Origin of the sequence: Gryllotalpicola sp., from assembly GCF_027352875.1 — a bacterium.
Lineage (GTDB): Bacteria > Actinomycetota > Actinomycetes > Actinomycetales > Microbacteriaceae > Gryllotalpicola.
On the sequence record NZ_DAIEII010000046.1, the window covers coordinates 19,676 to 46,411 of the forward strand.

The window sequence follows — 26,736 nt, forward strand, 5'->3', positions numbered from 1 at the left end:
GCGCTGGCAGACTGTGCGCGTGACCCCGCCTCTCACCGTGCTCTTCATGCCCGAGTCCGCATACGGCCCGACCAACCAGTGCATCGGGCTCGGAAAGGTGCTGCTCGACCGCGGCCACACCGTCGTGTTCGCCGCGGAGCGCTCCTGGGAGGGCAAGCTCGCGCCGTTCGGGTTCGTCGAGGACCTCGTCGACCTCGCGCCGCCCGCCACGGGCGTCGACGGCGCCGAGCCCGAGGCGGCCGGCCAGTACTGGATCGACTTCGTCAGGCAGACGGCGCCCGAGTTCCGCAAGGCGACGATCGAGCAGCTCGCGACCGTCGTCGAGCCGACCTACCGGGCGCTCGTCGACGGGGCGAAGTATTGCGAGCCGCAGCTGCGCGACATCATCGCCCGCCACCGGCCCGGTGTCATCGTCGAGGACAACGTCGTCTCGTTCCCTGCGCTGATGACCAGCGGTGCTGCGTACGTGCGCATCGTCTCGTGCAATCCGCTCGAGGTGAGGGGTACCGACGTAGCGCCGCCGTTTTCGGGATACCCCGAGGACGACCGATCGGAATGGGACGCCTTCCTCACCGCCTTCGACATCACCCACGGCGAGCTCTGGTCGGACTTCGACGCCTGGTGCCGGGAGCAGGGCGCGCCGCCGCTGGGCCCGCGCGACTTCATCCATGTCTCCCCCGTCGCGAACCTCTACGTGTTCCCCGAGGAGCTCGACTACATCGACCGCCGCCCGCTGGACGAGACCTGGCACCGGATCGACTCGAGCGTGCGCGAGACGGATGCCGGGTATGCGCTGCCGGAGGACTTCGCCCATCGGCCGGCGGGCAGCGCTCTGATCTACCTCTCGCTCGGCTCGCTCGGCGGAGCGGACGTCGGGCTGCTCCAGCGGCTCGTCGACCTGCTGGCCGAGACGCCGCACCGGGTGATCGTGAGCATGGGGCCGCGCGCCGATGAGATCCGGCTGGGGCCGAACATGGTGGGCAGTGCGATCGTGCCGCAGACGACGATCATTCCCCAGGTCGACCTCGTCATCACCCACGGCGGCAACAACACCACGACCGAGGCCATGCACTTCGGCAAGCCGATGATCGTGCTCCCCCTCTTCTGGGACCAGCATGACAATGCGCAGCGCGTCGCCGAGAAGGGCTTCGGCGTCCGCCTCAACACCTACGGATTCGACGACGCCGAACTCTTCGACGCGCTGGAGCGGCTGCTCGGCGACGGTGAGCTGCGGACCCGGCTCGACGGCATCGGCACCGCCATCCGCGAGCGCGACGGGCTGCACCGTGCCGCCGACATCATCGAGCGGGTCGGGCTCGAGCACGCGGGTGATGCCTGTACACGCTGATGTTCGGCCGGCGGCGCGGCGACTGCCGAGCAGACCTCAACGTGACCCAGCCTCTGGTGCTCACCCTTGGCGGCTCGGGCACCCAGCAAATCGGCACGGCGGTCACGACATTCCGCGCAGACGAGCGTGCGTGAGGGCCCACGGGAGTCGCACGCTCCCCTTGACGCTGCGTTTCGACAGCACATTCGAGCGGCCTTTGGGCGGCGACGAGGCGCTGCACTAGATTCGAACGAAGCGATCCTGGAGGTGCAGCCATGGCGGACCAGCCGGATAAGGGACTCATCGTCGTCGGCGTCGACGGCTCGGACGCGAGCGTCGCGGCACTCGAATGGGCCGTGCAGGACGCCCGGCGTCGCGAAGCTCGCATCCTTGTCGTGACGGGTTTCGACATCCCTTGGACGATCACGGTCGTCCCCACGTACACCGAGAGCGACTACGGGCGCGACGCCCAAGAGATGCTGGACCGCACGCTGAAGCAGTTCCGCGCGGATCACGTCGAGCACGATGACGTGGAAATCGAGACCCGGCTTGTGCAAAGGAAACCGGCTTTGGCCCTCACTGAGGCCGCCCGCGACGCCGACCTCCTCGTCGTGGGCAGCCACGGATACGGCGCGCTCCCCGGCATGCACCTTGGGTCCGTTGCGACCTATTGCGTGCACCACGCCCCTTGCCCGGTTCTGGTGCATAGAACGCGCGAGTCTTGACAGCTGTTCGGCCACAGCCCGCAAAGCCTCCCGGCAAGGCGCGCCTCGCCGGGCTGTGGGGTGCGATGGTCGGCGCCGGCGTCGGCTTCGGCCTCGGGGCGCTCGGCTACACACTGATCGTTCCGGTCCTAGAGGCGAGTTCCGGCGTGGTCCGGGAGTTGCAGGGGTTCGCGTGGAACGTCGTGCCCGGGTCGAGCGTCTTAGGCGCGATCATCGGGCTGCTACTGGGCCGCGCCTGGCGACGCAGAGTGCTGCGCCGCGCAGCACGGCCAATGTCGAGCGTCTAGCTTTGCGGATTGGTCGATCTATCGGCAATCTGGCTGCTGCTACAGCACATAGACAGCACGACGGGCGACGCGGCTTAACATAACTGGCCGCTGGCTAGGTATCTCTATGGTGGGCGATACTGGGATCGAACCAGTGACCTCTTCCGTGTCAGGGAAGCGCGCTACCGCTGCGCCAATCGCCCGTGCGTGTTCAGTTTTCGACTTCGAGTCCGAGGACCCCGCCGGATCTGCGGGCTCTCGAGGTGGCGACGGGATTCGAACCCGTGTATACGGCTTTGCAGGCCGCTGCCTCGCCTCTCGGCCACGCCACCAGGCCCGCATGATCAGTCGTACTGCTCACACTCGAGCGGATGACGAGACTCGAACTCGCGACCCTCACCTTGGCAAGGTGATGCGCTACCAACTGCGCTACATCCGCACTGCTCCGTTTACCGGGGCGTCACCAACCCTAACCGAAAGCGCAGGCACCGTCCAAATCATCCCGGGCCTGTCGGATTCGGTATGATCGACGGGCACCGCGCGGGCGATTGGCGCAGTTGGTAGCGCGCTTCCTTCACACGGAAGAGGTCGTCGGTTCGAGTCCGGCATCGCCCACGATCCCGCAAGAATCGCGAGTCTCTCCGCGGCGCAACAGAGCAGGGCCCCGGCTTCCGCCGGGGCCCTGCTCTGCCTGAGGGGACTAGATGGTGGGGTCGAGCGCGTACGACTCCTCGCCGTGAACGGTGACGTCGACGCCGGCCGACTCCTCTTCGCTCTTGATGCGGAAGCCCATCGTCTTCTCGATGATCCAGCCGATGATGAAGGCCATCCCGAACGAGTAGATCGCGACACCGAAGGCACCGATCGCCTGAGCGGCGAGCTGGTACCACGAGCCGGAGTCGATGAGGCCGATGCCGGTTCCGAAGAAGCCGATGTAGAGGGTACCGACCATGCCGCCGACCAAGTGCACGCCCACGACGTCGAGCGAGTCGTCGAAGCCGAGCTTGTACTTGAGGTCGATGGCGAGGGCGCAGATCGCGCCGGTGATGAGGCCGAGCACGATGCCCCAGCCCGGGCTGAGGATGTTGCAGGCCGGGGTGATCGCGACGAGGCCCGAGACGGCGCCGGAGGCGGCGCCGATCGAGGTCGGCTTGCCGTCCTTGATCTTCTCGGTGATGAGCCAGCCGAGGGTGGCTGCGGCGGGAGCGGCGAGGGTGTTGATCCACGCAAGACCCGCGACGCCGTCGACGGCGGCTTCCGAGCCGGCGTTGAAGCCGAACCAGCCGAACCACAGCAGCGAGGCGCCGAGCATGGTCAGCGGCACGTTGTGAGGCTTGGCCATGCCCTTCGCGAAGCCGATGCGCTTGCCGAGGACGAGGGCGAGCGCGAGACCCGCGGCACCGGCGTTGATGTGGACCGCGGTTCCACCCGCGAAGTCGTTCACCCCCAGGCCCCAGACCGACCAGCCGCCGTCTGCGTAGCCATGGTTGCCCCAGTCCCACCCGAGGGTGTTGGTCGGGTTGCCGGTGGTGAAGTTGAACACCCAGCTCGCGACCGGGAAGTACACGAGCGTCGCCCAGACCCCGGCGAACACCATCCACGCGCCGAACTTGGCGCGGTCGGCGATGGCGCCCGAGATGAGCGCGACCGTGATGATCGCGAAGGTCGCCTGGAAGCCGACGAATGCGAGCCCCTTGGCGCTGCCGATCTCGTTGACCAGGAAGTTGTCGCCGAACGGGTTGAGCAGCACGTGCGGCCACCACCAGTCGGTGATGTTTCCCGCCGAGTCGCTCTCACCGAACGACATCGAGTAGCCGTAGATGACCCAGAGGACGGCGACGAGGGCGATCGCGCCGAAGCTCATCATCATCATGTTGACGACGGATTTCGCGCGAACCATGCCGCCGTAGAAGAACGCCACGCCGGGCGTCATGAGGAGAACGAGCGCAGCAGCCACCAGCAGCCACAACGCATTGATATTCGTTGTTGCGGTTGCGAAGTCTGAAGCCTCGTCAGCGAGTACCGAGATCACGTCTGGTTACCTCTCTCTTGGGTTGGGGGTGCACCGGAGAGTCGACGGCAGGCAGGCAGCCGCGAACCGGGGGGTACCTGCGCAAGTTTGTCGGCGGAGTGTTTCGCCAAGCAGGTTCGGCCGTTTCGGCCCGGTTACACGGAAACTTCGAATGTAAACGTTAGGTTTCGCGTCGCTGCCGATTGCGTGGCAATCCCCCGCCAGAACGCCGAGGGGATTCTGCCCTCGGGAACGTGCGTCAGGCGGGCAGCGTCGCTGCCGTCATGGCGATCATGCGCGAGACGCAGCGCAGATACTTCTTCCGATACCCGCCGCCGAGCATCTCGTCGTCGAAGGCCTCGTTCAGCGGCGTCCCCTGAGCGAGGACAGGCAGCTCGGCGTCGTACGCGCGGTCGATGAACGCGACGAGGCGCAGCGCCTGCATCTGGTCGTGGAGCTGCGTCACGCCCGTGAGGGCGATGGCATCGACGCCGTCGATGAGCTTGATGTAGCGCGAGGGGTGCACCGTCGCCAGATGGTCGATGAGACCCGCGAAGGTGTCGAGCGTGACGGTCCTGCCGGCCTCCCGCAAGTCCGCGACGGTCTGGTGCAGGGTGTCCGGGAGGTACGCGACGGCCTGGCCGTCGATGCCGCGGCGGCGGTAGTCCAGGCCGTCGATGCGCAGGGTCTCGAAGTTGTCCGCCATGGCATGGATCTCGCGCAAGAAGTCGCTCGCGGCGAACCGCCCCTCCCCCAGCGCGTTCGGCGGGGTGTTGGACGTCGCCGCGACACGGGTGCCCGAGGCCACGAGCTCGCCGAGCAGGCGGGTCATCATCATCGTGTCGCCGGGGTCATCGAGCTCGAACTCGTCGATGCAGATGAGCGCGGAGCCGGTGAGCTGCGTGACGGTCTGCGCGTAGCCGAGCGCGCCGACGAGGGCGGTGTACTCGATGAAGGTGCCGAAGTACTTGGGGCCTTCGCTCGCATGCCAGAGCGCGGCGAGCAGGTGGGTCTTGCCTACTCCGAATCCGCCGTCGAGGTAGACGCCCGGCTTCCTGGCGGGCGCGGCGGGCTTCCGGCGACCGAACCGGCCGCCGCCCTTCTTCGGCCCGGAATCCGCCGACTGAATGAAGGCACGGAGCGCCTCGACGGCAGCCGCCTGCGACGGGTAGTCGTCATCGGGACGGTAGTTGTCGAAGGATGCGTTCGCGAACTGCGGCGGCGGCGCGAGGCTCGCCACGATCTCAGCGCCGGTGATGGAGGGCTGGCGCGCGACGAGGCTCGTCAGGGCGTCAGCGGTCATGGGTCACCAGGGTGGAATTTAAGGAGGCGCTGTGTCGAAGTCTTACCGCCGACAGGTGCAGGGGGCGCGGGACACGCCTAGCGTGGTATCCGGCCACATCAGCCTAATGGAGGAGCCAGAGATGTCTGTCGGTACCGATCCGTCGCCCAAGTTCGCCGAGTACGCCCACCCCGAGCGCCTGGTGAGCACGGAGTGGCTCGCTGCGCACCTGGGCGAACCGGGGCTCGTGGTGGTGGAGTCCGACGAGGACCCGCTGGTGTACGACACCGGCCACATCCCCGGCGCGGTGAAGATCGACTGGCACACCGATCTGCTCGATCCGGTCGTGCGCCAATACCTCGACGGATCCGGCTTCGCGAAGCTGTTCGGCGGCAACGGCATCGCCCGCGACACGACCGTCGTCGTCTACGGCGACCGGAACAACTGGTGGGCGGCCTATGCCGCGTGGGTGTTCACGCTCTTCGGCCACGCCGATGTCCGACTGCTCGATGGCGGCCGCAACAAGTGGATCGCCGAGGGCCGCGAGCTCTCGAGCGAGACGCCGACCCCTGTCGCCGTCGACTACCCGGTCGTCTCGCGCGACGACTCGACCTACCGCATCTTCAAGGATGCGGTGCTGGCGCACATCGGTCACGGGCCGCTCGTCGACATCCGCTCGGTCCCGGAGTACACCGGCGACCGGATCGCCATCCCCGACTATCCGGAGGAGGGCGTGCTGCGCGGCGGTCACATCCCCACCGCGCGGAACGTGCCGTGGGCGACCGCGGTCGCCGAGGACGCCACCTACAAGCCCCGCGCCGAGCTCGAGGCGATCTACCAGGCGGGCGGCCTCGGCATCGCCTCGGGTGACGCGGTCGTCACCTACTGCCGCATCGGCGAGCGCTCCAGCCACACCTGGTTCGCGCTGCACTTCCTGCTCGGCATCGAGAATGTCCGCAACTACGACGGCTCATGGACCGAGTGGGGCAACGCGGTCGGCATGCCCATCGTCAAGGGCGCGGAGCCGGGTCTCGCCGCGTAGCCGCGCCGTCGAGGCGGCCGCCGGGGCCTCGGCCGGGCGGCCGCTTCGTGCATCCGAGGTGAAAGAATTGCAGGATGGCTCTTCCCGAGGCGCTGCAGCAGACCAAGGACGATTTCCTTGCCCTCACCCAGCCGGAGCGGCTGCAGCTGCTGCTGGAGTTCTCCAACGAACTCCCCGGCCTGCCGGAAGAGTTCCGCGATCACCCGGACCTCTTCGAGCGGGTCACGGAGTGCCAGTCGCCCGTGTTCATCCACGTCGACGTGGCCGACGACGAGCCGGGCACGGTAGCGGTCTACGCCACCGCCCCAGCCGAGGCCCCGACGACGCGCGGTTTCGCGTCGATTCTCGTGCAGGGCCTGTCGGGGCTGTCGGCCGACGACGTGCTGGCGGTTCCCGAGGACTTCCCGTCTGAGCTCGGCCTCGAGGCCGCGGTGTCGCCGCTGCGCATCCGCGGGATGACCGGAATGCTGGGGCGCATCAAGCGTCAGGTCGCGCTGCGGCGGGGCGTGTAGGGAGTTCGTCGAGCCAGGAGCCGATGACGGCCGTCCAGCGCTCGGGGTCGTAGTTCCAGAGCTTGGTGTGGCGCGCGGTGTCGAAGCGGGCGAACTCGATGATGTCGGGGCGCTTGGCCGCGAGGGCGCGCGGTGCGAACGGCGGGGCGACCCCGTCGTCGTCGCTGTGGAGCATGAGCATCGGCTTGGTGAGTTCGTTCGCGCGTTCCACCCAGTTCATCTCCGGAAGCCCGATGGGGGCGCGGTGGCCGAGGAGACGGCTCGCGGCGGGTGCGTCGAGCATGCGGAGGGCGCCCTCGGCCGTGGGGCGGGGCACACCGACCTCGTTGGCCTGGAAGCGCAGCACATCCGCCCAGTCGACGACGCTCGACTCGAGGATGATGCCGTCGATGCGGTCCTTCAGTTCGGTGCGCGCGGCGGCCTGCAGCACGATCGCGCCGCCCATCGACCACCCCATGAGGACCACATGGGATGCGCCGTTGTCGACGGCGTACCGCAGTGCGGCGTCGACGTCGCGCCATTCCGTCGAGCCGAGCCCATAGCGGCCGTCGTCGCTGCGTGGGCCGTCGCCGTCGTTGCGGTAGGACACGACGAGCGACGTGTAGCCGCGCTCCTGGAAGATCGGCACCGCCCGCAATGCCTCCTGACGCCGCGAGCCGCGACCGTGCACGTGGATCGCCCACAGGTTGCGGCGCGGGGTGCGCTGGGCCTTCGTGCGCGGCGGGTCGAAGCGCCACGCGGGAGCCGCGCCGAAATCCGTCTCGAGCAGCACGGTCTCGTGGGGAAGGCCGAGCTCGTGCGGGTCGAGATACCACCAGCCGGCGAAGCGGCCGCGCTTCGCGTCGACGAGGTCGCCGAAGCTCACTTCGACCACCTCGCGGGTGACCGACTCGTTGTCGCGGGCGACGATCCTGCCGAGGCGGGCGTGCCCGGAATCCCCGTCGAACCAGAAGCTGTACCGGCCGGGAACGACGGTGTCGAGCGTGGCGCTCAGCGTGACGAGCCGAGAATCGGGCGCGACCTGGAGGATGCGGATGGGCTCATCGGGCTTGCGCGGCGGGGTGACGATGGTGCGCGCGACGACGACGGCCGATGCGGCGAGTGCCGCAGCGGCGGCAGCGCCGACCCCGAGCAGCATGCCGACGGGTACGACGACGTACCGCAACCGTCTGCGTGGCATGAGGCCTCCCGGCGTGGCGTGCCCGTTCTCTCATGTGCGACTTTAGTGTTCTGTTCGTGCCGACCATACCCGAGGGCCAGGGGCTGCCCGCCGAGTTCGCCCGCGCGCTCGACTCCGTGAAGCGCATCGCGATGCGCGACGAGCTCCGCGTGACGTCGATCCCGGCGCCGGGTCGGTTGGCGCCGTTCTCCTTCGCGCTCGCCGCGGATGTCTCGCCGAGCGACCACGGCGAGGACTCCGACCTGGGCACAGGGCGCTTCGTCATGCTCTACGACAGCGACGAACCCGAGGAGTGGGGCGGCCGGTTCCGTATCGTGTGCTTCGCCCAGGCGCCGCTCGAAACCGAGATCGGCGTCGACCCCTTTCTCGCAGAGGTCGCCTGGTCGTGGCTCATCGACGCCCTTGAGGTCAGGGGCGCGAGCTACCATGCGGCATCCGGCACGGCCACGAAGATCATCTCGACGGGCTTCGGCGAGCTCGCCGCGCAGGGCGACGGTGCCCAGATCGAGCTGCGCGCATCATGGACCCCCGCCGGCGTCGACCTCGGCGCGCACGTCGAGGCATGGGGCGACCTGCTGTGCATGCTGGCCGGGATACCCCCGACCGCCGCGGGCGTGAGTGCGCTCGCTCTCAGAAGACAGCGCCGTGCCTGAGGGGGCGTACCACGTCATCGACACGCGAGACGAGTACCGTGCAGCGGTCGAGACGTTGAGGAACGGCACCGGCCCCGTCGCCGTCGACGCCGAGCGCGCGAGCGGATTCCGCTACTCGCAGCGCGCCTACCTCATCCAGATGTTCCGGCGCGGCGCCGGCGTGTTCCTCTTCGATCCGCCCGCGATCGGCGACTTCAGCGCGCTGCAGGAGGCGCTCGGCGGCGAGGAGTGGGTGCTGCACGCGGCGAGCCAGGATCTCGCCTGCCTGCGCGAGGTCGGACTGGACCCCATCCGGATCTTCGACACCGAGCTCGGCGCACGCCTGCTGGGACGTCCTAAGGTCGGTCTCGGCGCCCTCGTCGAGGAGCTGCTCGGCATCCACCTCGCGAAGGAGCACTCGGCGGCGGACTGGTCGACCAGACCGCTGCCGCAGGGGTGGCTCGAGTACGCCGCTCTCGACGTCGAGCTCCTCGTCGACCTGCGCGATGAGGTCGCCGCCCTGCTCGACGAGCAGGGCAAGACCGCGATCGCCGGGCAGGAGTTCGAGGCCGAACTCGCCAAGGAGGCGAAACCCGCGAAGGCCGAGCCGTGGCGGCGCCTGAGCGGCATCCACTCCATCAAGGGCGCGCGCGGCCTCGCGATCGCCCGCGAGCTCTGGTTGGCCCGCGATGCGCTCGCCCAGGAGCGTGATGTCTCCCCCGGACGCCTGGTACCGGATCTGTCGCTGACGGCCGCCGTGAAAGCCGCCCCGGCGAGCAAGTCCGAGCTCGCCGCGCTCAAGGAGTTCAACGGCCGCGCGAGCCGCACCGAGCTCGACCGCTGGTGGGCTGCGATCGACCGCGGCCGCACGACGACCGATCTGCCGGCCGTGCGCCCGCCCGCTGCGGACTCGATGCCCCCGGTGCGAGCATGGGCGGACCGGAACCCCGCGGCGGATGCCCGCTACAGGCACGCCCGCGGGCGTCTCACGGCGCACGCCGAGGGGCGTGCGATCCCGGTCGAGAACCTGCTCACGCCCGAACTGCTAAGGAGGGTGAGCTGGGAGCCGCCTGCCGATATCAGCGCGGAATCCGTCGGCCGGATGCTGGAGGCGCTAGGCGCGCGGGCCTGGCAGGTCGACGAGACGGCACCGATAATCGCAGCAGGCTTTGCGGAGGCCGGGCATAGCACGGCGGAGCCGGTTGCGGGTGATTCCTAGCGTCCATCCCGCATCCGGCGATGAGAGGCGTCGACTGATCTCGCCCTGCTCCTGACCAGACGGCGGACGCACTCGCTCCGGTCAGAGAGACTGCGACGCCTCTTCGTGGGCGAGCTCGGGCCGCGCGGCCGGCAGTCTGGTGCCCAGCACCTGCGCGGTCACGTCACGGGCGATGCGCTGGGGGGTCAGCCCGGCTTCCTCGAGGATCTCCGACCGGGTGCCGTGCGGAATGAAGGCATCCGGAAGGCCCAGCTCGTCGACGCCGGTGTCGACGCCGGCCGCGCGAAGATCCTGGCGGAGCCTCGTCGCCACGCCCCCGACCCGGATGCCGTCTTCGAGCATGATGACGAGACGGTGCTCGCCGGCGAGATCAATGACGCTGCGCGGGATGGGAACGACCCAGCGGGGGTCCACGACGGTCGCGCCGATGCCCTGCGCCTTGAGCAGCTCGGCGACGCGGATGGCCGTCTCGGCGAAGGGCCCGACGGCGACGATGAGGACGTCGGGGCGTTCCGCCTCCCAGAGCACGTCGACGCCGTCCCCAAGCCGGCGAACGGCGCGGATGTCCTCGGCCGGTGCGCCCTTGGGGAAGCGCACGACGGTGGGGCCGTCCTCGATGGCGACCGCCTCGGCAAGCTCCTCGCGCAGGCGCACTGCGTCGCGAGGCGCCGCAAGGCGGATGCCGGGCACGATCTGCAGCAGCGCGAGGTCCCAGATGCCGTGATGCGACGGGCCGTCCGGACCGGTGACGCCGGCATTCGGCAGCACGAAGGTGACGCCGGCGTGGTGCAGGGCGACATCCATGAGCACCTGGTCGAACGCCCGGTTCATGAATGTCGCGTAGAGCGCTACGACGGGGTGGAGGCCGCCGTAGGCAAGCCCCGCCGCGCTCGTCACGGCGTGCTGCTCGGCGATGCCGACGTCGTGCACCCGGTCGGGGAAGGCTTCCGCGAACTTGTGGAGGCCGACCGGGCGCATCATCGCGGCGGTGATTCCCACGAGCCGGGGATTGTGCTTCGCCAGTTCGAGGATCTCGTCGGCGAACACCGCCGGCCACGAGGGCGCGCCCGTTCTCGCCTCGACGGGCTCGCCCGTCTTAGGGTCGATCTGGCCGACCGCGTGGAACTGGTCGATCTCGTCGTTGCGGGCGGGCGCGTAGCCGCGCCCCTTTTCGGTGATGACGTGCACGATGACGGGGGCGCCATAGCCCTTCGCCTGGGCGAACGCCTCTTCGAGCGCGCGGATGTCGTGGCCGAAGACCGGGCCGATGTATTTGATGTCCAGGTTCGAATAGAGATGGTCGTTGTTCGTCACCCGGGCGAGGAAACCGTGCAGGCCGCCACGGACGCCGCGGTAGATCGCCCGGCCCACGGGTCCGAAAGCGTCGGCGACCCTGCGGCTGGTGCGGTAGGCGGCGCGGTAGGCGCGTGAGGTGCGCGTCTGGCTGAGGTAGCGGGCAATCCCGCCGATGGTCGGGGCGTAGGAGCGGCCGTTGTCGTTGACGACGATGACGAGGTTGCGATCGTTGTCGTCGGTGATGTTGTTGAGCGCCTCCCACGTCATCCCGCCGGTGAGCGCACCGTCGCCGACGACCGCGACCACGTGCCGGTCGTCCTGGCCGGTCACGGCGAAGGCGCGCGAGATGCCGTCGGCCCACGACAGCGAGCTCGAGGCGTGTGAGGACTCGACGATGTCGTGCTCGGACTCGGAGCGCTGGGGATAGCCGGCGAGGCCGCCGCGCTGGCGCAGCGTCGAGAAGTCCTGCCTCCCGGTGAGGAGCTTGTGCACATACGCCTGGTGGCCGGTGTCGAAGACGATCGGGTCATGCGGCGAGCGGAACACCCGGTGCAGCGCGATGGTGAGCTCGACGACGCCGAGGTTCGGGCCGAGGTGGCCGCCCGTCTTCGACACGTTGGCGATGAGGAATTCGCGGATCTCGGCGGCGAGCTCGGTGAGCTGCACCGGGGTCAGCGAGTCGAGGTCGCGGGGACCCTTGATCGATTCGAGCAGACCCATGGTGTTAAAAGCCTAAGCGGACGGGCCGAAACCCGCCCGCTTCGTCAGGCATCTCTACACGAGGCTCCGCAGCACATACTGCAGAATGCCGCCGTTGCGGTAGTAGTCGGCCTCGCCGGGCGTGTCGATGCGGACGACCGCATCGAACTCGACGGGCGCCTTACCGGGGGCGGACTGGGCGCTCGGGTCGGCGGTGACGTGCACGGTCTTCGGGGTCGCGCCCTCGTTGAGCGCAGTGAGGCCCGAGATCGTCACGATCTCGGTGCCGTCGAGCCCGAGGCTGTCAGCCGATTCGCCGGCAGGGAACTGCAGCGGGACGACGCCCATGCCGATGAGGTTGGAGCGGTGGATGCGCTCGAAGCTCTCAGTGATGACCGCCTTGACCCCGAGCAGGTTCGTGCCCTTGGCCGCCCAGTCGCGCGACGAGCCCGAGCCGTACTCCTTACCGCCGAGGATCACCAGCGGCACTCCGGCAGCCTGATAGTTGACCGAGGCGTCGTAGATAAAGGCCTGCGGTCCGTCGGTCTGGGTGAAGTCGCGGGTGTAACCGCCCTCGACGCCGTCGAGGAGCTGGTTCCTGAGGCGGATGTTGGCGAAGGTGCCGCGGATCATGACCTCGTGGTTGCCGCGGCGCGACCCATAGGAGTTGAAGTCCTTAGGCTCGACGCCGTGCTCGATGAGGTACTTGCCGGCGGGGCTGTTCGCCTTGATGGAGCCTGCCGGGCTGATGTGGTCGGTCGTCACCGAGTCGCCGAGCTTGGCGAGCACGCGCGCGCCGACGATGTCGGCGACGGGGCTCGTCTCGAGCGTCATGCCGTCGAAGTACGGCGGCTTGCGGACGTAGGTCGACTCTGCCGGCCATTCGAAGACCGAGCCGGTCGGGGTCGGAAGGCTCCGCCAGCGCTCGTCGCCCTCGAACACGCTGCCGTACTCGTGGAGGAACATGCCGGTGTCGATCGACTCGTCGATGGTCTTCTGCACTTCCGCGGCATCCGGCCAGATGTCCTTGAGGAAGACATCGTTGCCGCCGGAATCCTGGCCCAGCGGATCGCTCTCGAAGTCGAAGTCCATCGAGCCGGCGAGGGAGTAGGCGATGACAAGAGGCGGGCTCGCGAGGTAGTTCATCTTCACGTCGGGGTTGATGCGGCCCTCGAAGTTGCGGTTGCCGGAGAGCACCGCGGTGACGGCGAGATCGTTCTGGTTGACAGCGGCCGAGACCTCGTCGATGAGCGGACCGGAGTTGCCGATGCAGGTCGTGCAGCCGTAGCCGACGGTGTAGAAGCCGAGTGCCTCGAGGTCGCCGGTGAGACCGGCCTTCTCGTAGTAGTCGGTGACGACCTTCGAGCCCGGGGCGAGCGTGGTCTTGACCCACGGCTTGGCCTTGAGGCCCTTCCGCACCGCGTTGCGGGCGAGGAGGCCGGCAGCGAGCATGACCGATGGGTTCGACGTGTTGGTGCACGAGGTGATCGCTGCAATCGCCACCGCGCCGTTGTCGAGCTCGAAGCTCGTTCCGTCGGCGAGGATGACCGGAGTCTTCTTCGAGGCCTTGTCGGAGTAGGACGGCAGCACCTGCTCGAAGGCAGACTTCGCGTCGGAGAGCACGATACGGTCCTGCGGGCGCTTCGGGCCGGCGATCGAGGGCACGACCGTCGACAGGTCGAGCTCGAGGTACTCGCTGTAGACCGGCTCGTGCGAGGCGTCGTGCCAAAGGTGCTGAGCCTTCGAATAGGCCTCGACGAGCGCGATCTGCTCCTCGCTGCGCCCGGTGAGGCGCAGGTAATCGAGGGTGACGTCGTCGATCGGGAAGATCGCGGCGGTGGAGCCGAACTCGGGGCTCATGTTGCCGATGGTCGCGCGGTTGGCGAGCGGCACGGAGGCGACGCCGTCGCCGTAGAACTCGACGAACTTGCCCACGACGCCGTGCTTGCGCAGCAGGTCGGTGACGGTGAGGACGACATCCGTCGCCGTCACACCGGTCGGGATCGAGCCGGTGAGCTTGAATCCGACGACCTTGGGTATGAGCATCGAGACCGACTGGCCGAGCAGTGCGGCTTCCGCCTCGATGCCGCCGACGCCCCAGCCGAGCACACCGAGGCCGTTGACCATCGTGGTGTGGGAGTCGGTGCCGACGAGCGTGTCGGGGTAGGCCTGGAGGACGCCGTCGACGACGCGCGTGAAGGTGACGCGGGCCAGGTACTCGATGTTGACCTGGTGCACGATGCCGGTGCCGGGGGGCACCACCTTGAAGTCCTGGAATGCCGTCTGGCCCCAGCGGAGGAAGCGGTAGCGCTCACCGTTGCGCTCGTACTCGATCTCGACGTTGCGCTCGAAGGCGTTCGGGGTTCCGAAGAGGTCGGCGATGACCGAGTGGTCGATGACGAGTTCGGCGGGGGCGAGCGGATTGATCTTCGTGGGGTCGCCGCCCAGGTCGACGACGGCCTCGCGCATCGTGGCGAGGTCGACGATGCACGGCACGCCGGTGAAGTCCTGCATGACGACGCGCGCCGGCGTGAACTGGATCTCCGTGTCGGGCTCGGCGGTGGGGACCCACCCGCCGAGGGCCGCGATCTGATCCTTGGTGACGTTCGCGCCGTCTTCGGTGCGGAGCAGGTTCTCGAGCAGCACCTTGAGGCTGAACGGGAGCTTGTCGTAGCCGGGAACCTTCTCGATGGAGAAGATCTGGTAGTCGGTGCCGCTCACCGTGAGGGTGGTCTTCGCACCGAAGCTGTCAACCGCTGCCATCGCGCCTTCCTTCGTTGGATCTATCTTGACGTCGAGATAAGTCTAGCGGGTTGCTACCCGTCGGAATCCTCCTCCGCCGGATCCTTCCGCGGGTAGAGCGGACGTACCAGAAGCCACGTCACGAGCAGCACGGGCACGTAGAGCGGCACACCCATGACCAGATGCGCCACGGCGAGGCCGGTGAGGTCGTTCGCAAGGAACAGCGGCACCTGGACGGCGAGTCGGGCGGCGAACATCCCGATCCAGACGAGGGTCGCAAGCCGGAGGATGCGGTACTTGGCCCGCTCGGTGCGCCAGAGCGTGCCGTCCCCCATGAGGTAGCCGACCGCGAGTCCGATGATCGGCCATCGGACGAGCGTCGAGACGAGGAACACGACGCCGAACAGCGCGTCGATGCCGAGGCCGATGAGGAAGTTGTCGGTCGGGCGGTTCGAGACGATGGCGAGGATCGCGGAGGCGCCGACGCCGATCAATCCGCCTATCGCCTGCGACACGGGAGTGCGGCCCGCGATACGCAGGACGGTGAACACGAGCGCGATGAGGACGGACGCGCCCAGCGAGATCGGCACCGCCTGGGCGGTGAGCGGGGTCGCGAGCAGGATCGTGTACGCGACGATGAACACCAGACCGGGCAGCACCGCCTCGCAGAGCCCGCGCACGCCCCCCATCGCCATGAGCACGGCGCGCCCGTCGAGGTGGTCCTGATCAGCTAGCGCCCGGTAGCCGCCGAGCTTGTCGCTCATGCGTCCGCTGTCGTCGCTGGCATCTTCAACGGGATGAGATCGCGCGGCGGCATCGGCACCGTGCCGCGAACGACGACGATGCTGCGGAACAGCTCTTCAATGGCGGCGGAGGCCTCGGGCTGCGCGGCTGCGTCGCCGGCGATGACCCCGCGCAGGAACCAGCGTGGCCCATCGACGCCGACGAAGCGGGCCAGGCGGGTCTGGCCCGCGGTGCCGGCGACGGGGATGTCGGCGAGCAGCTCAGGGCCGAGGGCGCCCTCGCGCTCGTGCACGCGACCGCCCTGCGCGACGACCTGCTGAGCGATCTGCTGGCGGATCTCATGCCAAAGTCCCGAACCGCGCGGAGCGGCGAACGGCTGGACCTGCAGGGTGGAGCCGGAGTAATCGAGGCCGACGGCGACGACGCGCTGCGTCTCCTCCTCGACCTCGAGTCGGAGGTGGAGACCCTCGCGCGGCAGCACCCTCACCCCGCCGAGGTCGATATAGGGGCGGACCGGATTCGCCTCGCTCTCATCGAGCGGGCCCTCGATCTCGCGATCCGCCGGCGCCGACTTCTCGTACTCGTCCGGACCGGGCTGCTGCTCGTCGCTCACGCGGCCCCTCCGCGAGTGAGGTCGGAATATCCGGTCGAACCGAAGCCGCCGGTGCCGCGCGCGCTGTCGGAGAGCTCGTCGACGCCGACGAAGGTGGCGTGCGCGACAGGCACCAGGATGAGCTGCGCGATGCGGTCGCCGACCTGGACCGGGTACGGCTGGTCGAGGTCGGTGTTGAGGAGGGTCACCCGCAACTCGCCGCGGTAGCCCGCGTCGATGGTGCCAGGGGCGTTCACGATGGTGATGCCGTGCTTCGCGGCGAGACCGCTGCGGGGCACGACGAACCCGGCGAAGCCGTCGGGGATCGCGACGCTGACGCCAGTGCCCACGGTCGCCCGCCGCCCCGGCGCGATGGTCACCGCGTCGGCGGAGCGGAGGTCGGCCCCCGCGTCGCCGGGGTGCGCGTACTCGGGAAGGGTCTCGGCGACCGCTTCGACGTCGACGGATTGGGTCACGGTGACGAGGCTAACCGAAGATGGGGACATGGTCCTCTTCCGCGAACGCGTGTACGCCGCCCCTTGGATGTTCCTTGTGACGGTGCTCCTCGTGCCCGCAGCGATCGCGGTGTTCGCGCCGATCCACCCGCCTTCGGGGCTGCAGTGGGGCATTGGCGTCGGCATCGGGCTCTATGCGGCGATCGTGCTCGCGCTTGCCTTCGGAGCGCCGCTGCTGGTCGTCACCGACGCGGCGTTCCACGCTGGCCGTGCGATGGTCGAACGGCAGTACGTCGGGGCGGTCGAGGTGTACGAGGGCGCGGCGGCTCGTGAGCAGCGCGGCCCCGCCCTCGACGCGCGGGCGTGGCTGCTGCTGCGCGGCAGCCTGCCCGTCGTGAAGATCTGGATCGCGGACGACTCCGACCCGGTGCCGTACTGGCTGGTGTCGACGCGGCGCCCGCACGAACTCGCTCGAACCCTGACCGGCGCCGAGGTCGCTCCGCGATGAACGCCTGCGGCTGATCAGGCCGCGCACTCCTTGCAGATCGGGCCGAGCTTGGTGTCGTGATCGAGCTGCGAACGGTGCTTGACGAGGAAGCAGCTCACGCAGGTGAACTCGTCCGCCTGAGGCGGCAGCACGACCACATCGAGGTCGAGATCCGAGAGGTCGGCCCCATCGAGTGCGAACTCGGGATTGTCTGCGTCCTCGAGGTCGACGACGCCCGACATCTTGTCAGGAACCCGCTCCTTGAGAGCCTCGATCGACTCGGAGTCGTCGTCGGACTTGCGCGGGGCGTCGTAGTCGGTCGCCATAACCATCCACTTCTCGATGAATTTCCGTTCCGACCTGCTGATCGGCGGCCACAGTCTGCATCAGAACCGGGCATATCTCAAACCGGTTCGGATGTGCCCGGCGACTCCGTGGGAAACTTGCGGCGCGCCCACGGTATTCCCAGGCGGTGCGATGCGTTCGTGGCATCCTTTCGGCATCCGGGCTGAGCTGAGAGGCAGTGTCATGGCGCAGGATCTGAAGGTCGTCGGCATCGAGGACGGCGCGCTCATCGCAAGCGACGACGACGGCGTGCGGTTCCGCATCGAGATCGACGAGTCGCTGCAGGCGAAGCTGCGCCAATACCGCCTCGAGCAGTCGACCGGTCCGCGGATCTCGCCTCGCGACGTCCAGTCGCATATCCGCGCCGGCCTGTCGGCCGAGGACGTGGCCGAACTCACCGGCGCATCGATCGAATACGTCGAACGCTTCGTCGGGCCCATCATCGCCGAGCGCGAGCACATCGTCGCCCAGGCCCTCGCGATACCGGTGCGCAGCGGTGCAGAGGTCGACCCCCTCGCCGAGGCGCTCAGCTTCGGTGCCGCCATTCGCGAGCGCCTCGCCTCACTCGGCGCGCACGGCGAGCGCTGGGCGTCGTGGAAGGAGCCCGAGAGCGGCTGGTTCATCAAACTCGAGTTCACCGCCGACGGCATCGACCACGACGCGCGCTGGGCGTTCGATGCGCGCAAGAGTTCGCTCGCGCCGGCGAACGCCGAGGCGAACACGCTCTCGCAGCACGGCGAGGCCTCCAGCGGTCTGATCCCCCGTCTGCGGGCCGTCCCGCTGCTGCCCGACGAGTCGCGGTTCGACAGCGGCGCGTTCGATCTCGATGTGGAGGTGTCCACGCCTGCCGCCATCGAGCCCGCCCCGACGCGTGCCGCGGTGCCGGTGGGCGCGATCCGGACCGAAGAGGCACCGAAGGACGTCCACGACACCGCCGACCTTCTCGAGGCGCTGCGCAAACGCCGTGGCGAGCGTCAGGACGTCGCGCTCTACGATTTCGACGCCGACTTCGGCGTCGATGGCGCACCGGAGGACGACTATGACGAGATCTCGGACGACGATGACGTCGTCGAGCCTTTTGCGCCGACTCCACTGATCTCCACGGCCGCCGGGTCGCGCAAAGGCCGGGCGTCGATGCCGAGCTGGGACGAGATCGTGTTCGGGTCGCGGAGCGAGGAAGACCCCGCCTAGAACACCCCGAAGGGCAGGAGGGGGACGCGTACCTCGTCGGGCGAGAACGATCCGTGCTGGCCGATCATCGCCAGGGATTGCGGTCTTGCCGTCCGCGAGTCGTAGTAGGCCACTCGGGCGCGTGCCGCGACGAACACGTCGCCGAGCCGCGGCTCGACGAGCGGCGACACCGGGCCGAACCATCCGGCAGCGATCGCCTCCGCCTTCGTGGCTATCCAGGCGCGCGCACCCTCGGCGGCGCGCCATCTCGCCGCCAGCGCCCCGGCTTCGTCGGCCGAGGCACCGGATCGGAGGTAGAGCTGCAGCAGCCGCGGCTCCCCGCCGATCGCGTCGACACCCGCCGTGAGCGACGGGTTCTCGTCGAAGAGCACATGCGCGTGCAACGGCACGTCGACGATGCCGTGGTCGGCGCTGACGAGCATGCCGTCGCGCGGGCCGAGCGCGGCCTCGAGCGCGCGCACGTTCGCGTCGAGCACCTCGAGCGCGGCCGCCCAGGCGTCGCTCTCCCACCCCTGCTCGTGCGCGATCTGGTCGAGTTCGGGGACGTAGAGGTAGACGAGGGCCCCGCCGGGGGCGGCGAGCAGGTCGGCGGCGGCGTGGAATCGGTCGTCCACGGTCTCCGCCGTGACGTACTCCGCTCCGCGCAGGATCGCCCTGGTGAACTGCGAGCTCGCATACCGGCCCTGGCCGATGGCGTAGGAGGGCACGCCGGCGGTCGCGGCGCGCTCGAAGACGGTCGGAAGCGGCTGCCACGCCTCAGGAGCCGGATCCCCGACCCAGCCGCTGAGGTGGTTGAAGACCCGCCCCGTGCCGGGATCGCGCGACTGGTAGCCGACGAGCCCGTGCGCGCCGGGGAGGGCGCCGGTCGTGAGACTCGCGAGCGCGGACGCGGTGGTCGTGGGGAATCCGCTCTCGATGGTCGTCGACTTCGTGAGCCGTGTGGCGAGCGCGCGCGCGTGGCCAGCCCGAGTCTTGAGGGCGGTGGCGCCCAGCCCGTCGACGAGCACCACGATCGCCTTGTCGACGGCGGGAAGCCCGAGGGGCGAAACCTCGCCGCGCACCGCGGCCAGGCAACTCGTCAGAACATCGGCAAGGCTCCGGGCGCCGGCCGGCCGGCTGGGTAGCATCGACATCGCGCTCAGTCTGGCACGGTGGATCCGGCCCTCCCGACACGCGCGACCCATTCAGAAACGAGCAGAAACGAACCTGTGACCCCAGCAGATCGCACGCCGGCCGATATCGAGGAGCGCATCGAAGAGGTCGACGTCGCGACCGAGATGCAGGGCTCGTTCCTCGAGTACGCGTACTCGGTGATCTACGCCCGTGCACTGCCCGACGCGCGCGACGGCCTCAAGCCCGTGCAGCGCCGCATCCTCTACCAGATGGCGGACATGGGGCTGCGCCCGGACCGCGGCCACGTCAAGTCCGCGCGCGTCACCGGCGAGGTCATGGGCAAGCTGCACCCGCACGGTGACTCCGCGATCTACGACGCACTGGTGCGCATGGCGCAGGACTTCACGCTGCGCCTGCCGCTCATCGACGGGCACGGCAACTTCGGCTCGCTCGATGACGGTCCTGCCGCCGCCCGCTACACCGAGGCGCGGCTCGCCGAGGCGGCGCTCGCGATGACGGAGGGCCTCGACGAGGATGTCGTCGACTTCGTCCCCAACTACGACGCGCAGCTCGAAGAGCCGGAGGTGCTGCCGAGCGCCATCCCGAACCTGCTCGTCAACGGCGCGAGCGGCATCGCCGTCGGCATGGCGACGAACATGGCCCCGCACAACCTCATCGAGGTCGTCGGCGCCGCCAAGCACCTGCTCGAGAACCCGCAGGCAACGCTCGACGACCTCATGGCGTACGTGCCCGGCCCCGACCTGCCCACCGGCGGCACGATCGTCGGCCTCGACGGCATCCGTGAGGCGTATGAGACCGGCCGCGGCTCGTTCCGCACGCGTGCGAAGGTGCGCGCCGAGCAGGTCAGCGCACGCAAGACCGGCCTCGTCATCACGGAGCTGCCCTACCTCGTCGGTCCTGAGAAGGTCATCGAGAAGATCAAGGACGGGGTGAACTCGAGGAAGCTCGCCGGCATCTCCGACGTCACCGACCTCAGCGACCGCGTCCACGGCCTGCGTCTCGTCATCGGCATCAAGACCGGATTCAATGCGGATGCCGTGCTCGAGCAGCTCTACAAGCACACGCCGCTGGAAGACGGCTTCGCCATCAACAATGTCGCGCTCGTCGACGGCGGCCCGCAGACCCTGGGTCTGCGGGAGCTGCTGCGCGTCTACCTCGACCACCGCGTCGAGGTGGTGACCCGGCGCTCGCGGTTCCGCCTGGCGCGGCGCCAGGAGCGCCTGCACCTCGTCGAAGGCCTCCTCATCGCGATCGTCGACATCGACGAGGTCATCCAGATCGTGCGCGGCAGCGACGACATCGAGCAGGCGCGCACCCGGCTCATGGGCGTGTTCGATCTGTCGCAGGCGCAGGCCGACTACATCCTCGAACTGCGGCTGCGCCGTCTCACCCGGTTCTCGCAGATCGAGCTCGAGGCTGAGCGCGACCAGCTCAGGGCCGAGATCGGCGAGCTCGAGGCGATCCTCACCTCGCCGGTGCGCATCCGGCAGGTCGTGGCCGAGGAACTCGATGCGGCCGCCGAGAGGTACGGCACCCCGCGGCGCACACTGCTCACCGAGGCGCGGCCGTCCATCGCGAAGGTCGGCGGGGCGAGGGCATCCGCCGCGGCCGGCACGGCGCTCGAGATCGCAGACTCCCCGATGATCGTCTACCTCTCGACCACCGGCCGCACGGTGCGCGTCGACCTCGCCGAGGGGGCCGAGTCGCCGCCGCTCGCCGCGCGCCGCGCGAAGCACGACGCCGTGCTCTCCTCCATCGTGACGACGTCGCGCGCCGAGATCGGTGCGGTGACGAGTGCCGGACGCCTCATCCGCTTCTCCCCCGTCGACTTGCCTGTCGTGCCGGTGAACTCGGTGCAGCTCGCCGCGGGAGCGCGCATCGGCGACTACCTCGGGGTGCTCGCCAAGGGCGAGCGGGTACTGGCGCTCGCCTCGCTCGCCGCGGAGGCCGCACCCCTGGCGCTCGGGACCCGCGAGGGCGTTGTCAAGCGCGTCGCGGCCGGCGCCTGGCCCAACAGGGGCGACTTCCCGGTCATCGCGCTGAAACCCGGCGACGAGGTTGTCGGTGCGGCACCGGCCGCCGACGATGCCCAGCTCGTCTTCGTCACCTCGGACGCCCAGCTGCTGCACTTCCCGGCGTCGGCGGTGCGCCCCCAGGGCGCGCCCGCCTCCGGGATGGCGGGCGTCGGCCTCGCCGGCGGGGCGAAGGTCATCTCCTTCGCCGTCGTCGATCCGACGGCCGACAACGTCGTCGTCACGGTGGCGACGCCGCTCGGGACCCTGCCCGGTCTGGATCCCGGCCGTGGCAAGGTGTCTGCGCTCTCCGAGTTCCCCGGCAAGGGGCGCGCGGCTCGCGGCGTGCGGGCGCAGACCTTCCTCAAGGGCGAGGGCGCGCTCGCGCTCGCTTGGGTCGGGCCGTCTCCCGCTCGCGCGGTCGGCGCAGACGGCTCGGCCCGCGAGCTACCCGAGGCGCTCGCCAAGCGCGACGCATCGGGTACGCCGCTCGCCGGCGTCGTCGACAGCGTCGGCTCGGCGATCGGAGCCTGAGCGGCGACCACCGGTCCAGCGGCGCCTTCGGGGCCGGTGGACACCACGGTCAGGCGTCGATCTGATCGCGCGACAGCCGGTCGCTGGACTCGACGAGGAAGTCCTTGCGCGGTGCCACGTCGTTGCCCATGAGCAGTTCGAACACCCCGGCCGCCTTCTCGGCATCCGTCACGCGCACCCGGCGCAGCAGGCGATGGCGCTTGTCCATCGTCGTCAGCGCGAGTTGGTCGGCGTCCATCTCGCCGAGGCCCTTGTAGCGCTGGATGGGGTCCTTGTAGGCGATGCCGCGCTTCTTGAGGTCGGCGAGGACCGCGTGCAGCTCGGGCTCCGAATAGGTGTAGATCATTTCGGACTGCCGCGAGCCGCGCCCGATCGTGAGCACGCGGTGCAGCGGAGGCACTGCGGCGTACACGCGGCCGGCCTCGATCATGGGCCGCATGTAACGGAAGAAGAGGGTGAGCAGCAGGATCCGGATGTGGGCGCCGTCGACATCGGCGTCCGACATGATGATGACCTTGCCGTAGCGCGCCGCGTCGAGGTCGAAGGTGCGGCCCGAGCCGGCGCCGACGACCTGGATGATCGCGGCGCATTCGGCGTTGGAGAGCATGTCGCTCATCGAGGCCTTCTGAACATTGAGGATCTTGCCGCGGATCGGCAGCAGCGCCTGGTACTCACTGTCGCGTGCGCGCCGGGCGGTGCCGAGCGCGCTGTCGCCCTCGACGATGAAGAGCTCGGTTCCCGCAACGTCGTTGGAACGGCAGTCGACGAGCTTCGGCGGCAGCGACGACGTCTCGAGCGCGTTCTTGCGGCGCTGCGTCTCCTTGTGGGCACGGGCGGAGATGCGCGACTTCATTTCGGAGACGACCTTGTCGAGCAGCAGCGCGGCCTGGGCCTTGTCGTCGCGCTTCGTCGACGCGAACCGCGCCGCGAGGCCCTCGGTCAGCACATTCGACACGATGGCGCGAACGGCGGACGTGCCGAGCACCTCCTTCGTCTGACCCTCGAACTGCGGCTCGGGCAGGCGCACCGTGAGCACCGCGGTAAGGCCGGCAAGGAGGTCGTCCTTCTCGAGCTTCTCGCCCGCAGCCACCTTGAGGCGCCGCGCATTCTGCTCGACCTGCGCACGGAAGAACTTCATGATCCCCTGCTCGAAGCCGAGCTGGTGCGCGCCGCCCTTGGGGGTCGCGATGATGTTGACGAAGCTCTTGAGAGTCGTGTCGTAGCCGGTGCCCCAGCGCAGCGCGATGTCGACCTGGCAGGTGCGATGGACCTCGGTGGGCTGCATCGCGCCGGCATCCGACAGCACCGGCACCGTCTCGGTGAAGTCGCCTTCGCCGGTGATGCGCCAGGTGTCCGTCACCGGGCCGTCGGGGGCGAGGAAGTCGACGAACTCCGACGGACCGCCGTCGTAGCGGAACTCGGTGCGCTGCTCGGGGCCGCGCAGATCGTCGATCGTGAGACGCAGTCCGGGAACGAGAAACGCGGTCTGGCGCGCCCGGGCGAGCAGGTCATCGGGCCGGAACGTCGCGTCGCGGCCGAAGATCTGGCGGTCGGCCCAGTAGCGGATGCGGGTGCCGGTGACGCCCTTCGCAACCTTGCCGACGACCCGCAGCTCGCTGCCCGACTCGAACGGCGCGAACACCGAGTCCGGGCTCGGCGTGCCGGAATCCCGGAAGACGCCCGGCTCGCCGCGGTGGAACGACATGGCCCAGGTTTTCCCATCGCGATCGACCTCGACGTCGAGACGCTCCGACAGGGCATTGACAACCGAAGCGCCCACACCGTGCAATCCGCCCGACGCGGCGTAGGAGCCGCTGCCGAACTTACCGCCGGCGTGAAGCTTGGTGAAGACCACCTCGACACCGCTCAGCCCGGTTTTGGGCTCGATGTCGACGGGGATGCCGCGCCCGCGGTCGCGCACCTCGACCGAGCCGTCCGCGTGCAGCACGACCTCGATGCCCGTGCCGTAGCCCGACAGGGCCTCGTCGACGGAGTTGTCGATGACCTCCCAGAGGCAGTGCATGAGCCCGCGGTCGTCAGTCGAGCCGATGTACATGCCGGGCCGCTTGCGCACCGCCTCGAGTCCTTCAAGCACCGAGAGGTGCCGCGCAGAATAATCGGAGGCTGCCACGCGTTTACACTAATGAAGCCCGCACCGCCCCGCTGGGAGCGACGCTCGCACGACGCGCAACGCAAGCGCAACATACGCGGTGAGCGAAACGCACCGCTTACGCGGCATTCTGTGCATTCGATGGTGTTTCATGGCTTCAATACGCAGTACTTCGTTGATTGGTTTGGAGGCCGCACCGTGACGTACACCACCACTGAAAGCGCCGAGGGTCTCCAGGTCGAGCCGCAGCTCACCGCAGCGGACCGCTGCGATGCGTGCGGCGCGCAGGCCTATGTCCGCGTCACGGTCAACGGAACCGACCTGCTGTTCTGCGCGCACCACGCCAAGCGCCACCAGGAGAAGCTCTCCGCCGTCGCCGAGAACTGGCACGACGAGACGGCTCGCCTGGCTGAAGACGCCCGCGCCTAGCCTTCCCCCCTCCTAGCTCTACGGCATGCACCGCGTCGCACGGCTGTCCGAGTCTGCCCTGCTGAGAAATCTCGCGGCGCTGCGCGACGAGGTCGGCCCGGAGCTCGTGCTTGACGTGCGGGCGGATGCCTACGGGCACGGTCTCGACCGCGTGGTCGAACTCGCCCTCGGCGCAGGCGTGCACCGCTTCTGGCCGGGAATCGGCGTCGCAGTGCCTCGGGGCACGGCCTCGATCGGAGCCGACTGGCGCTCGCTCGCGCTCTACGGCTTCAGGCAGGGCTCCACGCCGGTGCTGACGCTGGAAGCCGAGGTCGTGTCGGTCAAGTCCGCCGGCTCGGGCGCCCCAGTGTCTTACGGGTATACCTATCGCACCGCTGCGCCTACCCGGTTGGCGCTCGTCGCGCTCGGCTACGCGGATGGCGTGCCGCGGCGCGCCTCCAATACGGCGAACGCTGCGCTCGGCGGTGCTCAGCACGTCATCGCCGGGCGCATCGCCATGGATCAACTGGTGCTCGACATCCACGACACCGAGGCCGAGATCGGATCCGTCGCGGCGCTCTGGGGCGATCCCGCCGCAGGCGCTCCATCGCCGCTGGACTGGGCGCGGTGGACCGCGCGCACTCCAGCGGCGCTGACGGCGGCGCTCGGACCGCGCATCCGTCGCGAATGGGTGGCGTGATGGCCGCCATTGCCGAGATCGACGCCGGCGCGTTCCGCCGCAATCTGCAGAAGCTCTCCGCCCTCGTCGCGCCGACGCCGGTGATGGCGATGGTCAAGGCGAACGCCTACGGCCACGGCATGGTCGTTCTCGCCCGCGAGGCCGTCGCGGCCGGCTGCGAATGGCTCGGCTGCCTCGAGATCTCCGCGGCCCTCGAATTGCGCGATGCCGGCATCGACGTGCGGCTCTTCGCCTGGTTGCACGGGCGGGACGCCGACTTTGCGGCAGCGGCCGCACAGGGTGTCGATGTCGGGGTCACCGCCGCCTGGCAGCTCGAGGCGATAGCGCGCGCGAAGCCGATGCGGCCGTTACGGATCCACCTCAAGATCGACTCGGGCCTGCACCGCAACGGCATCCCACCCGAGGAGTGGGAGGCCGCGGTGCGGTGCGCGCTCGACCTCGAGAGGAGCGGCGTTGTCGAGATCACGGGCATCTGGTCGCACCTCGCGGATGCCGGGTACGACAACGACCGGGACGCCCTGGCCGAACTGCTCGCCGCGGTCGATCAGGCGGCGGCGCTCGGCGCCCGGCCGCGGCTCGTCCACCTCGCGGCGTCCTCCGCGGGCATCCGCGAACCGGAGGCGCGGCTCGACCTCGTGCGGTTCGGCATCGCCGCCTACGGCATCTCGCCGTTCGACGACGAGACGGGTCTCGAGCTCGGGCTGGAGCCCGTCATGACCGTGAAGTCGACCGTGGTCGCGTGGGGTGACGACGGGATCGTCCAGGCGGGGGCGGGTTTCGCGGACGGCATCGCGCCAGACGCCGGGCCCGAGGCGGAGGTGCTCGTCGGCGGGAAGCGGGCGCGCATCCTCTCGGTCGACGTCGACACCTGCACCATCGCCTCCGACGCCCCGCACGGCAGCGAGGTCGTGTTCTTCGGCGCTCCCGCCGGCCTCGCCCCGCACGCCGAGGAATGGGCCGCCTGGGCCGGGACCATCGGCGACGAGATCGTCACCAGGATCGCCGTGCGCGTACCCCGGGTGGCGGTCGACGCCACGCCGCACTAGTCATCCGGACCGGTCTCGCAGGAGGCCGCAACTAAACTCGACCTA

Annotated in this window: 24 protein-coding genes and 4 tRNA genes; 14 read left to right on the top strand and 14 right to left on the bottom strand. The window is 69.2% G+C overall.

Annotated features, from left to right (window positions below; genetic code table 11):
- Window positions 1-19: 19 nt before the first annotated feature.
- The 3 genes from M7D61_RS05260 to M7D61_RS05270 all read left to right on the top strand — a co-directional run bounded on the left by M7D61_RS05260 (window position 20) and on the right by M7D61_RS05270 (window position 2,339).
- Window positions 20-1,348 carry a nucleotide disphospho-sugar-binding domain-containing protein gene (locus M7D61_RS05260; protein WP_298228300.1) on the top strand — a complete coding sequence of 443 codons (1,329 nt, stop codon included), beginning with the start codon at window positions 20-22 and terminating at the stop codon, window positions 1,346-1,348.
- Between the two features lie 254 nt (window positions 1,349-1,602).
- Window positions 1,603-2,052 carry a universal stress protein gene (locus M7D61_RS05265; RefSeq protein ID WP_298228302.1) on the top strand — a complete coding sequence of 150 codons (450 nt, stop codon included), beginning with the start codon at window positions 1,603-1,605 and terminating at the stop codon, window positions 2,050-2,052.
- A complete protein-coding gene (locus M7D61_RS05270) occupies window positions 2,049-2,339 on the top strand; it encodes a hypothetical protein (RefSeq protein ID WP_298228304.1) in 291 nt (96 codons plus the stop codon). Before M7D61_RS05265 ends, M7D61_RS05270 begins: the two co-directional genes overlap by 4 nt.
- 107 nt (window positions 2,340-2,446) lie before the next feature.
- On the opposite strand, the gene M7D61_RS05275 is transcribed toward M7D61_RS05270, so the two are convergent.
- From M7D61_RS05275 to M7D61_RS05285, 3 genes are all read right to left on the bottom strand, one after another.
- Window positions 2,447-2,521: transfer RNA gene (locus M7D61_RS05275), tRNA-Val, on the bottom strand.
- A 58-nt stretch (window positions 2,522-2,579) separates the two neighbouring features.
- Window positions 2,580-2,650: transfer RNA gene (locus tag M7D61_RS05280), tRNA-Cys, on the bottom strand.
- Window positions 2,651-2,684: 34 nt separating this feature from the next.
- Window positions 2,685-2,757: transfer RNA gene (locus M7D61_RS05285), tRNA-Gly, on the bottom strand.
- Window positions 2,758-2,860: 103 nt separating this feature from the next.
- Between M7D61_RS05285 and M7D61_RS05290 the strand changes: the two genes are divergently transcribed.
- Window positions 2,861-2,933: transfer RNA gene (locus tag M7D61_RS05290), tRNA-Val, on the top strand.
- An 85-nt stretch (window positions 2,934-3,018) separates the two neighbouring features.
- Here M7D61_RS05290 and M7D61_RS05295 read toward each other — a convergent pair.
- Complete coding sequence (locus M7D61_RS05295) at window positions 3,019-4,287, bottom strand: ammonium transporter (RefSeq protein WP_298228306.1); 1,269 nt, start codon at window positions 4,285-4,287, stop codon at window positions 3,019-3,021.
- A gap of 301 nt (window positions 4,288-4,588) precedes the next feature.
- Window positions 4,589-5,632: a cell division protein ZapE gene (zapE, locus tag M7D61_RS05300; protein ID WP_298228308.1), complete on the bottom strand. Its 1,044-nt coding sequence runs from the start codon at window positions 5,630-5,632 to the stop codon at window positions 4,589-4,591.
- A 121-nt stretch (window positions 5,633-5,753) separates the two neighbouring features.
- Here zapE and M7D61_RS05305 point away from each other — a divergent pair, with 121 nt between their 5' ends.
- Together M7D61_RS05305 and M7D61_RS05310 are read left to right on the top strand one after the other, a co-directional pair.
- The gene (locus M7D61_RS05305; RefSeq protein ID WP_298228309.1) at window positions 5,754-6,653 is read left to right on the top strand and encodes a sulfurtransferase; all 900 of its coding nucleotides are present in this window, start codon (window positions 5,754-5,756) and stop codon (window positions 6,651-6,653) included.
- Window positions 6,654-6,727: 74 nt separating this feature from the next.
- Window positions 6,728-7,165, top strand: a complete 438-nt coding sequence (locus M7D61_RS05310; RefSeq protein ID WP_298228310.1) for a SufE family protein — start codon at window positions 6,728-6,730, stop codon at window positions 7,163-7,165.
- On the opposite strand, the gene M7D61_RS05315 is transcribed toward M7D61_RS05310, so the two are convergent.
- Window positions 7,131-8,345 carry an alpha/beta fold hydrolase gene (locus M7D61_RS05315; protein ID WP_298228312.1) on the bottom strand — a complete coding sequence of 405 codons (1,215 nt, stop codon included), beginning with the start codon at window positions 8,343-8,345 and terminating at the stop codon, window positions 7,131-7,133. The genes M7D61_RS05310 and M7D61_RS05315 overlap by 35 nt on opposite strands.
- A 56-nt stretch (window positions 8,346-8,401) precedes the next feature.
- Here M7D61_RS05315 and M7D61_RS05320 point away from each other — a divergent pair, with 56 nt between their 5' ends.
- Window positions 8,402-8,998 carry a DUF3000 domain-containing protein gene (locus M7D61_RS05320; RefSeq protein ID WP_298228314.1) on the top strand — a complete coding sequence of 199 codons (597 nt, stop codon included), beginning with the start codon at window positions 8,402-8,404 and terminating at the stop codon, window positions 8,996-8,998.
- Window positions 8,991-10,196 carry an HRDC domain-containing protein gene (locus tag M7D61_RS05325; protein ID WP_298228316.1) on the top strand — a complete coding sequence of 402 codons (1,206 nt, stop codon included), beginning with the start codon at window positions 8,991-8,993 and terminating at the stop codon, window positions 10,194-10,196. The genes M7D61_RS05320 and M7D61_RS05325 overlap by 8 nt, the downstream gene beginning before the upstream one ends.
- An 81-nt stretch (window positions 10,197-10,277) precedes the next feature.
- Here M7D61_RS05325 and dxs read toward each other — a convergent pair whose 3' ends face one another.
- From dxs to dut, 5 genes are read right to left on the bottom strand one after another with little or no spacing between them, the layout of a single operon-like run.
- Window positions 10,278-12,212, bottom strand: coding sequence for a 1-deoxy-D-xylulose-5-phosphate synthase (gene dxs / locus M7D61_RS05330; RefSeq protein ID WP_298228318.1), 1,935 nt, complete (start codon window positions 12,210-12,212; stop codon window positions 10,278-10,280).
- 54 nt (window positions 12,213-12,266) lie between these two features.
- Complete coding sequence (gene acnA, locus M7D61_RS05335) at window positions 12,267-14,954, bottom strand: aconitate hydratase AcnA (protein ID WP_298228320.1); 2,688 nt, start codon at window positions 14,952-14,954, stop codon at window positions 12,267-12,269.
- A gap of 53 nt (window positions 14,955-15,007) precedes the next feature.
- The gene (locus tag M7D61_RS05340) at window positions 15,008-15,697 is read right to left on the bottom strand and encodes a DUF3159 domain-containing protein (RefSeq protein WP_298228322.1); all 690 of its coding nucleotides are present in this window, start codon (window positions 15,695-15,697) and stop codon (window positions 15,008-15,010) included.
- Window positions 15,694-16,290, bottom strand: a complete 597-nt coding sequence (locus M7D61_RS05345) for a DUF3710 domain-containing protein (protein ID WP_298228324.1) — start codon at window positions 16,288-16,290, stop codon at window positions 15,694-15,696. The genes M7D61_RS05340 and M7D61_RS05345 overlap by 4 nt, the downstream gene beginning before the upstream one ends.
- Window positions 16,287-16,745 (bottom strand): dUTP diphosphatase, encoded by a 459-nt coding sequence (dut, locus tag M7D61_RS05350; RefSeq protein ID WP_298228326.1) that lies wholly within the window; start codon window positions 16,743-16,745, stop codon window positions 16,287-16,289. Before dut ends, M7D61_RS05345 begins: the two co-directional genes overlap by 4 nt.
- 28 nt (window positions 16,746-16,773) lie before the next feature.
- Here dut and M7D61_RS05355 point away from each other — a divergent pair, with 28 nt between their 5' ends.
- A complete protein-coding gene (locus M7D61_RS05355; RefSeq protein ID WP_298228328.1) occupies window positions 16,774-17,232 on the top strand; it encodes a DUF3093 domain-containing protein in 459 nt (152 codons plus the stop codon).
- 14 nt (window positions 17,233-17,246) lie between these two features.
- Here the strand turns inward: M7D61_RS05355 and M7D61_RS05360 are convergent, their stop codons facing one another.
- Window positions 17,247-17,537, bottom strand: coding sequence for a DUF4193 domain-containing protein (locus M7D61_RS05360; protein ID WP_298228330.1), 291 nt, complete (start codon window positions 17,535-17,537; stop codon window positions 17,247-17,249).
- Between the two features lie 202 nt (window positions 17,538-17,739).
- Between M7D61_RS05360 and sepH the strand changes: the two genes are divergently transcribed.
- Complete coding sequence (gene sepH, locus M7D61_RS05365; RefSeq protein ID WP_298228332.1) at window positions 17,740-18,747, top strand: septation protein SepH; 1,008 nt, start codon at window positions 17,740-17,742, stop codon at window positions 18,745-18,747.
- Here sepH and M7D61_RS05370 read toward each other — a convergent pair.
- A complete protein-coding gene (locus M7D61_RS05370) occupies window positions 18,744-19,880 on the bottom strand; it encodes a nucleotide pyrophosphatase/phosphodiesterase family protein (protein WP_366083780.1) in 1,137 nt (378 codons plus the stop codon). The genes sepH and M7D61_RS05370 overlap by 4 nt on opposite strands.
- 75 nt (window positions 19,881-19,955) lie before the next feature.
- Here M7D61_RS05370 and M7D61_RS05375 point away from each other — a divergent pair, with 75 nt between their 5' ends.
- Window positions 19,956-22,427: a DNA topoisomerase IV subunit A gene (locus M7D61_RS05375; protein ID WP_298228334.1), complete on the top strand. Its 2,472-nt coding sequence runs from the start codon at window positions 19,956-19,958 to the stop codon at window positions 22,425-22,427.
- A gap of 49 nt (window positions 22,428-22,476) precedes the next feature.
- Here M7D61_RS05375 and M7D61_RS05380 read toward each other — a convergent pair whose 3' ends face one another.
- The gene (locus M7D61_RS05380) at window positions 22,477-24,558 is read right to left on the bottom strand and encodes a DNA topoisomerase IV subunit B (protein WP_298228336.1); all 2,082 of its coding nucleotides are present in this window, start codon (window positions 24,556-24,558) and stop codon (window positions 22,477-22,479) included.
- Between the two features lie 120 nt (window positions 24,559-24,678).
- Here M7D61_RS05380 and M7D61_RS05385 point away from each other — a divergent pair, with 120 nt between their 5' ends.
- Genes M7D61_RS05385 through M7D61_RS05395 form a run of 3 tightly spaced genes read left to right on the top strand, consistent with a single transcriptional unit; the run spans window position 24,679 to window position 26,691 of the window.
- Window positions 24,679-24,966, top strand: a complete 288-nt coding sequence (locus tag M7D61_RS05385; protein WP_298228439.1) for a hypothetical protein — start codon at window positions 24,679-24,681, stop codon at window positions 24,964-24,966.
- 25 nt (window positions 24,967-24,991) lie between these two features.
- Complete coding sequence (locus M7D61_RS05390; RefSeq protein WP_298228337.1) at window positions 24,992-25,645, top strand: alanine racemase C-terminal domain-containing protein; 654 nt, start codon at window positions 24,992-24,994, stop codon at window positions 25,643-25,645.
- The gene (locus M7D61_RS05395) at window positions 25,645-26,691 is read left to right on the top strand and encodes an alanine racemase (RefSeq protein ID WP_298228339.1); all 1,047 of its coding nucleotides are present in this window, start codon (window positions 25,645-25,647) and stop codon (window positions 26,689-26,691) included. The genes M7D61_RS05390 and M7D61_RS05395 overlap by 1 nt, the downstream gene beginning before the upstream one ends.
- Window positions 26,692-26,736 lie beyond the last annotated feature (45 nt).